Raw genomic sequence first — 7,743 nt, 5'->3', positions numbered from 1 at the left:
TGCGCGTTGAATTGATCTTGAAATATGCGCATTTGGAAAAAACTCTTTAAGTTCAAGAAGAAAATTGTAATCTCTCATTATTTCTTTGAATCCAATTTCGGTCATTTTTATATATTCTTCAAAGCCTTCAGCGGATTTTTCCTTCCATTTTGGAAGATTGGAAATTTTATCACGGTCTTTTTTGTCAAGACAATTAAGCTTGATTCCCTTTTCGGTTAAAATGATATATTTATTATTATTATTGTCTGATTCCCCCAAAAGATATTCCATTGCATCATTATATAAATTTGTCGGCAATTCTGACAATTGTTGTATATCTTTAATTAAAGCATCAATATATCCTCTGGAGTCCCGATGCATTAAAAGCGTAAACCATAAGGCTCGTATATGTGGTTTTGTTTTCCAAATTGGAGTTGTTAAATGCAAGCGATTAATGGGTTTTGCATACATTTTGATTCCTTTTATGAATGATATTAATCTTGATCTGTTTAAAAAAATACTCAATAAAAAATCATAAAGAAGAGCGAATGTAATATTGACAATAACAATCGGGGACTTTGAAGTATCATTGGATACTTTCGGGTATCACCGGGAACTTCCAATTGCCATATGATACGCGAAAAAGTGTATACAACTTGTATACAAATAAAAAGTCTATAATTTGAGTTTTTTTGATCTTCAAAGAGAGTGGGTGCGATTTTGATGTATAATAAGTACCCGCTTTTTTTATTATTTATATATTTATATATTATTTATATTATTTATATATTTATTGGTTTTCCCTACTTATTTTTAAAAAAAAATAAAAAAACATTTCTTTTTGGTTCTTTTTCTTTTCACAAAATTAGGCGCAACTAACTTTCAAAAATGCGCATAATCAACTATGGCTCTATTAGGCGCTCTGAGGGAGGATCGTTTTTAGGGGCACTACGCCTTGGGGGGCTTTCAGATCGTAGTCTGACGCCCTGTTTCTGTTCGTTTATTTCGAAAATGAATCGATTGTATTATTTTGTATGATGCGAAAAGTGAGGTTTTAAAATTTTAATATTTTCAAGGCGGGAGTTGAGAATGTAATTGAGCAATGAAAAATCATGGGAACTTAGTTTTAATTCACGTATATATTTTTTCCATTTTTCGATTGCTTTTTCCGCTTCGGAGAAAGTCTTGTCATAATACGAAGTTTCGGCAAGCATTATTGAAAAATCAACTTTCATTTTCTTTTTTTCTTTTTCGTTCATATATTCCTCAAACCAAAAAGCGGGGAGGCAAGTCGTAGTCATATTTTTGACTTTTCCACAAATGAAGTACGCCCGAATGAACATTGATGTATTCGGATAGGGCAGGATGAAATTGAACAACTGTTTCTTCCGGATCGAAAAATATATTTTTTATAAAACACATATCATCCCATGTCGGCAATATTATTTTGTCGTTTTTTGTTAATACATGGACCGAAACGTGATCCCAACCGTAACCGTCGGAAGAAATAATAAACAATGTTTTATTCGAAGGTTTTTTTTTAATTTGAAAATGCCCGCAATTTCCATTCTCTATGGAAGATTGATTTTTTATTCTATAATTTTCAAGTTCCGGAAAAGGTGTTTTTCTCATTATTTTCCTCTTTCGTTATTTTATTGTTTTCACTTATGGTACAAACAACCAATTTCGTAAATTGATGATAAAGCACACCAATTGCCTCAAACATTGACATACCATCATGAGTGTATTGAAGCTTATGGTCGTGATTAAGTTCAATTTTAATAAATGCGCCGTCTTTCATTGAATATTCTCCTTCTTTTTAGTTGATAAATTTAAAACCAATTTCCATCGATTGTTTCAGCTTCCCCGAAAGTACAGAGTCCGCACATTCCGGTTAATGGCAATATTGGCGATGCCCCGCATACTTCACATTTTTTTGACCAATCAGGACAACATAAGTTTTTTGCTTTTTCTCCTGTAATTTTATTTCCGCTTTCGTCGATTATTTCATATTCACACATAATAATATCCGTTTATATTTGAGTTTTTTTTCTTTTATCTATTTTAATTTTTTCTTTTTTAATCCATCGACAAATAGTTGAAATTGAAACATTATATTTGTCTGCTATAGGTTTCAACCCACCTCGAATCATATTTTTTTTGGTCCCTGCTTTTGGACCGGATTTCATCATTCCCTTTTTTTTAACATTTTGATCAGTAAAATCGTTTTTTGGTATTTTTTCAATCTTGCCGTTTTTGTTTATTATTTTTCCGGGTACCCATTTATAATATTTTCCATGCACTATATTTAGTATTGTTGTTTCTGATACTTCATAAATACTCGATAAATAAATTGCTGAAATTTTTGAATTAATATATAAATGTCGAATTTCTTTTACTTGATTTGCTGACAATTTACAAAAACGTTTAATATAGTATTTGTTGGGAATAATCAAATCACTTATATGATGATAAATTGCATTTTGTCGGCAATTAAATTTTCTCGCTATATATGAAATACAATATCCATCTTTATATAATTTACGTATTTTTTCTTTATCTAACCCTTTTGGTCGATTACTCATATTTTTAAAATTCTCTCATTTCCGTATTATCGTTTAAAAATGGTTTACATATTTCATAAAGTTCTTTTTCGTTTTTAGCATAAAATATTCCAATGTTATGATTAATTCCCAACTGGAATTTATCAATAAATATTGGTTTCCCTTCTTTTAATAATTGAACGTTTTTTTCGGTTATTCCTAATCCGATAAGAGGACCGCTTTTTGCTTCGGCAACAAATTTAACCATAATAAATGTTCCTTTTTTTTAATAATTATTTTTTTTCCAACTTCCATCTTGCGGTTGAAAAAGATAAATAGTTAAATTCAATATTGTAATTAATTTTCTTTCAATCAATGCTGAAACATCGTCAAAATCAAGTTTTCCCAATCCGCAGCCTAAAGCCGGAATCGCTATTGTATGTATATCATAAATAATAATATCTCTTTTTAACGATTGTAACCCTGATTTTATGTATTCGATTTTGGATGATTCTCGCCAATGAAATTTTGTTGGGAAACTAAATATGTATGTCGGATATAATGAGAGTCGATTATAATACGGAAAAACTTTTCCGATTGTAACTCTTTTTTGTCGGCATTGATATTGATAAAATTTAAAATAGTCAGGGTATTTTTTTTTAAATTTCAATGCAAGCCCCTTACCCATAATGCCAAGACAATTTACAGGGCACACATAGGCATCAACATCATAATTAAACATATCATCACGTTCATTTAAAATTATAGTGCATGATGATCTATTCGTTGTTGTTATTTTTTTTGTATTTTTTGTTTGTTCTCTCATAAACAATTTCCAAACAATTTTTGAGTGTTTTTGCATAATCTATACAATTAACATTTTCTTTTTTTATCATTTTTTTTCCATTTATCATCAAACTAATATCATATAAAACGATTGCACATTTTTCAAATTTTTCCACTTTAATATAATTATTATCAGGATCTGTTTTTTCTCCAATTTCAATTCCCCAAGTTAAAAAAGAACAATAATATCCGACAATAACCGACCAATCCATTTTTGAAAACGACATTATTAAATCAATGTAATCCATTATTTTAACTCCCTTGTTGCTTTTATTATTTCATTCAATAAAACGAAACATGTAAATAATGTTGAATAAAACAAGTCGATATCGTTTGTATTTTTTTTGACTTTTTTTCCCCCTTGAATTGAAACTTTCACCCCATATTTACAATTATTTTTTATCTCGTAAATTGTTTCAAATAATATTAAATTAAAATTTATGTTGTTTTGGATAACATATTTTACTGTTAATATTTGTTTGTTAGTTTTAATTGCATATCTGATATTATTTTTATCAATTCCCAGAGAAAAAAACAATGTTGCAATTGATGGAAAATCCATTTTAACGTTCCTTAAAGAAGACTGTTTTATGTTTTACATGAAGATATTTTAAAAACTTACTTAAATTATAAATAAATTCTGTTTTGCTATTGTTTTCAAAATAATCTGATTCAACATTGTCATTTATTTGAAGTTTTAAAAAATAATATCCAACTTCTCTATGTAATGTTATTGTATATATTGTTCCGTCATCTTGTTTTTTAAAAAATATTGTTTCAAAAGTTTTGTCTTTAAGAACTAAGAACCCAAGAGTTAGTAAATAATTAATAAATAATTGAATATTATCAATCGCTTTTAAACCAATTTGTTTTTTTTTAGACATTGTGATTGCTCCACAAGTAAATTAGATTTAAATGAGGATATTGACTGCGGGAAACCAACCATTTTTTTTTAATACGTTGATGACTTTCTTCAAGTATAAACTTGTGTTTATGCGTATATTCATTACCGATGAATACATAATTTTTCACATTGTTAATGACCCATTGTTCGTCTACACCATAAGTGCTTCCTTCATTAAACGGTCGCTTTGGATCGTATTTATGGGTTATCCATTGGGCAATAACTGTTTCGGGTTTAAATTTTCTAATGGCTGATATTGCATCATATTTCAGTACATTATTTCCATATTTTACAATCGGCTGTTTCATTAATTTATAATATTCTTTAATTTCGGGGAGTTCACTTATTTTCGCGTCCGTTGCGGGTATATTCAGATAATTTGCTAATGCGCCATTTCCAGAACCAATTTCGATTGCTTTTGTTAAATCAAATCGATGTTTCAGCCATGCGCATAATTCAACTGTCGGGAAGCTATAAATTCCATATTTATGTGCGATTAATTTTAAATGATTTGGTTCAATTTTACTATAAAATTCATAATCAAATATTTTTAATTGTTCGTTTTGATTAAACATTATTTTTTCAAGATATTGTATATCTTCTTTTTCTAAAAAAGATAAGTCTAACATCATCTTATTCCCTCGTTTTTCTCAAATGTATATTCGTCAAAATTCTTTTGTAATTGCTGTAATATTTATAATTATAATTTATATATTTAAATTCATTCGTTTTAATTGTTTTCCCCTTTTATGTCTCCTTTAATTTGTTTTCCTTTGAATTTCGGGCGGTCTCTTTTTATTTCATCGACAACAATTTGCAGAGCGTTTTTTAACAATTTGAAAATTTCTGTTTCTTTACCATAAATATTGTTTAAAATTGGTTCATTGTTTTTTATTAATGAAAGATAAAAGAAATTTGAGAATTCTTTGGGGCATAAAAACTCTTCAATTCGTATTTCATAATGAAATTTATTTGAATAGCAATATGTACCGGTAAAAGTATATGTTAGATTTGAATAATGAACGTCGAAATTATCAAAACCAGCCAATGAAAGTAACATCCTAATTTGTTCAAAATTAATCATGTTTATTTATCGATTCAATTAAATAATGCATTCCGTCAATTGCTTTTTTTTCGTTGATTGGTTTCAATGATAAATATTTAAATACTTGATTAATATTATTTTTATCTTCAATGCTTTTCCATCTTTTGACGATATCATTTTCGGCAGCATGAAGCGCTATTAAATCAGAAGTTCTACGTCCGAAACAACGTCGAATAAATGTTACATCATCACGTTTTTGAGCGGATTCGGAAAGTATATAGCCTTTTCTTGTCGGAATAATTCCGATACCATCTAATCTCAATTTACGGATAATATGATAAATTGCCCAACGTTTTAAATGAACCGATTTGCATAATTCTTCCGTAGTTAAATAATTATTACTTATTAATAAATCATGAACTTTTTTGATCATTGAAACTGTTTTTTGTCTCATCAAATTGATCCTCCTTTTTCGGTTAATTCTTTACAGAAATTGAATGCAATTTGATTTGCCTCAATTAATGCAATTGCGGTTTTAAAATGATACATGCTTTTTTTTAACATGTTTATACAATCGATCTTGTCGTTGTCTGGTAAATTATTAAAAAGTTCTTTATATTCAGGGGGAATTAATGAGTTTTTAAAGTCAAGTTGCGGCAATGTTTTATTGTTTATTGGTGGAATAATTATTTCATTATTAGATTTGTTTTGTTTTATTATTTTATAGCCATTTTCGGTCATTATAATATTGTATTTTTTTCTTCTAAGTGTATAAATTGATGTATATATAGTTGCTTTATCTAAATTTGTTTTTTTAATTAAACTTTCGACATGGATTCCATCAGGATGCTTTTTTAATACTTGTAATAATTTTTCATAATTTGGTGATTTTATTGTTCTGTTTTTTGCCAATGTTTCGTATCTTTTTTTGTTATTAAAATTATTTGCATCATTAATATTGTTGATAATGTCTTTTTCTTGTGGTTTTTTTCCATGAACATGTATGGTAATTAATTTATTTAATATAGTAATTTCATATTGTTTAAATTGATCTCGAATTCTTCCAATTGTACTGCGTACACCACATTCCGTTAGATTCAATTTTTTACTAATTTTTTCAATAGGATATTTTATCGGATTTCGTAATAGTTCGTCTAAAAACAAATATCTTTGAAGAACATCTATTTTAAACTTTGGAAATTTATTCTCATTATTATTTATTAGTTCATTCATTATAAAACTCCTTTTGGTTGAAATAAATAATAATAATATAGAATAGAGTTTAATTCAATTCGGAACGGCATTTGAAGATTAATTGTGTGTGTGCAAGTCGCCGTTATAATAATAATAATTATTTGGTAGATACTTGTAAATAGTTTTTATTATTATTTTTTCCGCTTTAAGTGAATTCTGTTATGACATGCAAGGCAAAGTGCTTCCAAATTGCGAAAATTATATGGGCTTTCCTTGTCTCGTATCACATATTCAAGGGGCTTTATATGATGTACAAGTACTGACGCTTGCGGATTTAATGGCCTTGTTCGTTCGCATCGTTCGCAAATTGGATGCAATTTTCTATAATGTTTTGATACTTTTCTCCATGCTGGTGAGACATAGAACTTTATAGATTCTTTTGTTTTCTTTGAATCAAGTTTCTTAAACGCCTCATTGTTTCTTTTCGGTTTGTTGTATTCATCATGCGTTTTACAATATCCACGTTCGACAAGATTCGGGCATCCCGGTAATGCGCAAGGCTTTAATGATACCATTATTATTTTATTCCATTTTCTAAATATTAATTAAAATAATATTAATATACTATGCAATTATCTATATTTAAATAATAGTAATAATTATTATTATTATTTATATGAAAGGGGCAAATATGATTCAACGCGATAAGGAAATTGATTCACTACGAAAAGAGAAAAACATTTCTTTGGCTGAACTTGCGGATGTTTTAGACATATCGTACAGTTGCTTAGTTCAACGTATATGCGGCTATGCACGTTTTCAGAGCGGAGAAAGAGAAAAGATCATTCAATATATTAATGAACGAACAGGATAGAACATTATGGTTATTTGCGAAAAATATAATTTCGGTGATTTATGTTTCGATTGCAAGCATTCAATCAAACATGAACGATATAATACTTGTATCGGTTCACGTTGTTACAATTATTCAATTCAATTCGGGAAAGAAAATAGTTCGTGTAATGTATGTAAGTATCGAGATGATTGTTTCATACCAGAACAAGGAAAGACTCTACTACCGCTTAGAGACGGTGAACGATGCCCGGAATATCGTAATCGTGTCGTGTTCGCCAAATGCATAGAAATTAAAGCATAATGACTGCTATTGATTCAACGGAAAAAATTTTTTTTGGGGAGGGGGGGCGAAAACTTCGAAGCGTTTTGCTATAAAT

At 28.7% G+C, this 7,743-nt stretch carries 16 protein-coding genes; all 16 read right to left on the bottom strand.

Annotated features, from left to right (window positions below):
* Nucleotides 1–450, bottom strand: a 450-nt coding sequence (locus VLM92_RS10110; protein WP_325276222.1) for a hypothetical protein, incomplete at its 3' end; no start/stop codon positions are given.
* A 554-nt stretch (nt 451–1,004) separates the two neighbouring features.
* On the bottom strand, nt 1,005–1,238 hold the full coding sequence (locus VLM92_RS10105) for a hypothetical protein (protein ID WP_325276221.1): 234 nt from the start codon (nt 1,236–1,238) through the stop codon (nt 1,005–1,007).
* Between the two features lie 7 nt (nt 1,239–1,245).
* Nucleotides 1,246–1,611 (bottom strand): DUF7694 domain-containing protein, encoded by a 366-nt coding sequence (locus VLM92_RS10100; protein WP_325276220.1) that lies wholly within the window; start codon nt 1,609–1,611, stop codon nt 1,246–1,248.
* The gene (locus VLM92_RS10095) at nt 1,583–1,780 is read right to left on the bottom strand and encodes a hypothetical protein (RefSeq protein ID WP_325276219.1); all 198 of its coding nucleotides are present in this window, start codon (nt 1,778–1,780) and stop codon (nt 1,583–1,585) included. Before VLM92_RS10095 ends, VLM92_RS10100 begins: the two co-directional genes overlap by 29 nt.
* Nucleotides 1,781–1,811: 31 nt before the next feature.
* Nucleotides 1,812–2,000 carry a hypothetical protein gene (locus tag VLM92_RS10090; protein ID WP_325276218.1) on the bottom strand — a complete coding sequence of 63 codons (189 nt, stop codon included), beginning with the start codon at nt 1,998–2,000 and terminating at the stop codon, nt 1,812–1,814.
* Nucleotides 2,001–2,012: 12 nt separating this feature from the next.
* Nucleotides 2,013–2,564 carry a hypothetical protein gene (locus VLM92_RS10085; protein WP_325276217.1) on the bottom strand — a complete coding sequence of 184 codons (552 nt, stop codon included), beginning with the start codon at nt 2,562–2,564 and terminating at the stop codon, nt 2,013–2,015.
* 4 nt (nt 2,565–2,568) lie between these two features.
* Complete coding sequence (locus VLM92_RS10080; RefSeq protein ID WP_325276216.1) at nt 2,569–2,790, bottom strand: hypothetical protein; 222 nt, start codon at nt 2,788–2,790, stop codon at nt 2,569–2,571.
* Between the two features lie 18 nt (nt 2,791–2,808).
* A complete protein-coding gene (locus VLM92_RS10075; RefSeq protein ID WP_325276215.1) occupies nt 2,809–3,348 on the bottom strand; it encodes a macro domain-containing protein in 540 nt (179 codons plus the stop codon).
* Nucleotides 3,302–3,616, bottom strand: a complete 315-nt coding sequence (locus VLM92_RS10070) for a hypothetical protein (protein ID WP_325276214.1) — start codon at nt 3,614–3,616, stop codon at nt 3,302–3,304. Before VLM92_RS10070 ends, VLM92_RS10075 begins: the two co-directional genes overlap by 47 nt.
* Nucleotides 3,616–3,930: a hypothetical protein gene (locus VLM92_RS10065; protein ID WP_325276213.1), complete on the bottom strand. Its 315-nt coding sequence runs from the start codon at nt 3,928–3,930 to the stop codon at nt 3,616–3,618. The genes VLM92_RS10070 and VLM92_RS10065 overlap by 1 nt, the downstream gene beginning before the upstream one ends.
* A gap of 1 nt (nt 3,931) precedes the next feature.
* Nucleotides 3,932–4,252 carry a hypothetical protein gene (locus VLM92_RS10060; protein WP_325276212.1) on the bottom strand — a complete coding sequence of 107 codons (321 nt, stop codon included), beginning with the start codon at nt 4,250–4,252 and terminating at the stop codon, nt 3,932–3,934.
* Nucleotides 4,245–4,904 (bottom strand): hypothetical protein, encoded by a 660-nt coding sequence (locus VLM92_RS10055; protein WP_325276211.1) that lies wholly within the window; start codon nt 4,902–4,904, stop codon nt 4,245–4,247. The genes VLM92_RS10060 and VLM92_RS10055 overlap by 8 nt, the downstream gene beginning before the upstream one ends.
* A 98-nt stretch (nt 4,905–5,002) precedes the next feature.
* Nucleotides 5,003–5,320, bottom strand: a complete 318-nt coding sequence (locus tag VLM92_RS10050) for a hypothetical protein (protein WP_325276210.1) — start codon at nt 5,318–5,320, stop codon at nt 5,003–5,005.
* 28 nt (nt 5,321–5,348) lie between these two features.
* Complete coding sequence (locus VLM92_RS10045; RefSeq protein ID WP_325276209.1) at nt 5,349–5,771, bottom strand: hypothetical protein; 423 nt, start codon at nt 5,769–5,771, stop codon at nt 5,349–5,351.
* The gene (locus tag VLM92_RS10040) at nt 5,771–6,550 is read right to left on the bottom strand and encodes an HTH domain-containing protein (protein WP_325276208.1); all 780 of its coding nucleotides are present in this window, start codon (nt 6,548–6,550) and stop codon (nt 5,771–5,773) included. Before VLM92_RS10040 ends, VLM92_RS10045 begins: the two co-directional genes overlap by 1 nt.
* Nucleotides 6,551–6,702: 152 nt before the next feature.
* Nucleotides 6,703–7,086, bottom strand: coding sequence for an HNH endonuclease (locus VLM92_RS17395; protein ID WP_414708157.1), 384 nt, complete (start codon nt 7,084–7,086; stop codon nt 6,703–6,705).
* Between the last annotated feature and the right edge of the window lie 657 nt (nt 7,087–7,743).

Source organism: Romboutsia sp., assembly GCF_035470145.1.
Lineage (GTDB): Bacteria > Bacillota > Clostridia > Peptostreptococcales > Peptostreptococcaceae > Romboutsia_D.
Note: the sequence above shows the minus strand (reverse complement) of the source record. Positions and strands in the feature narration are given on the sequence as shown.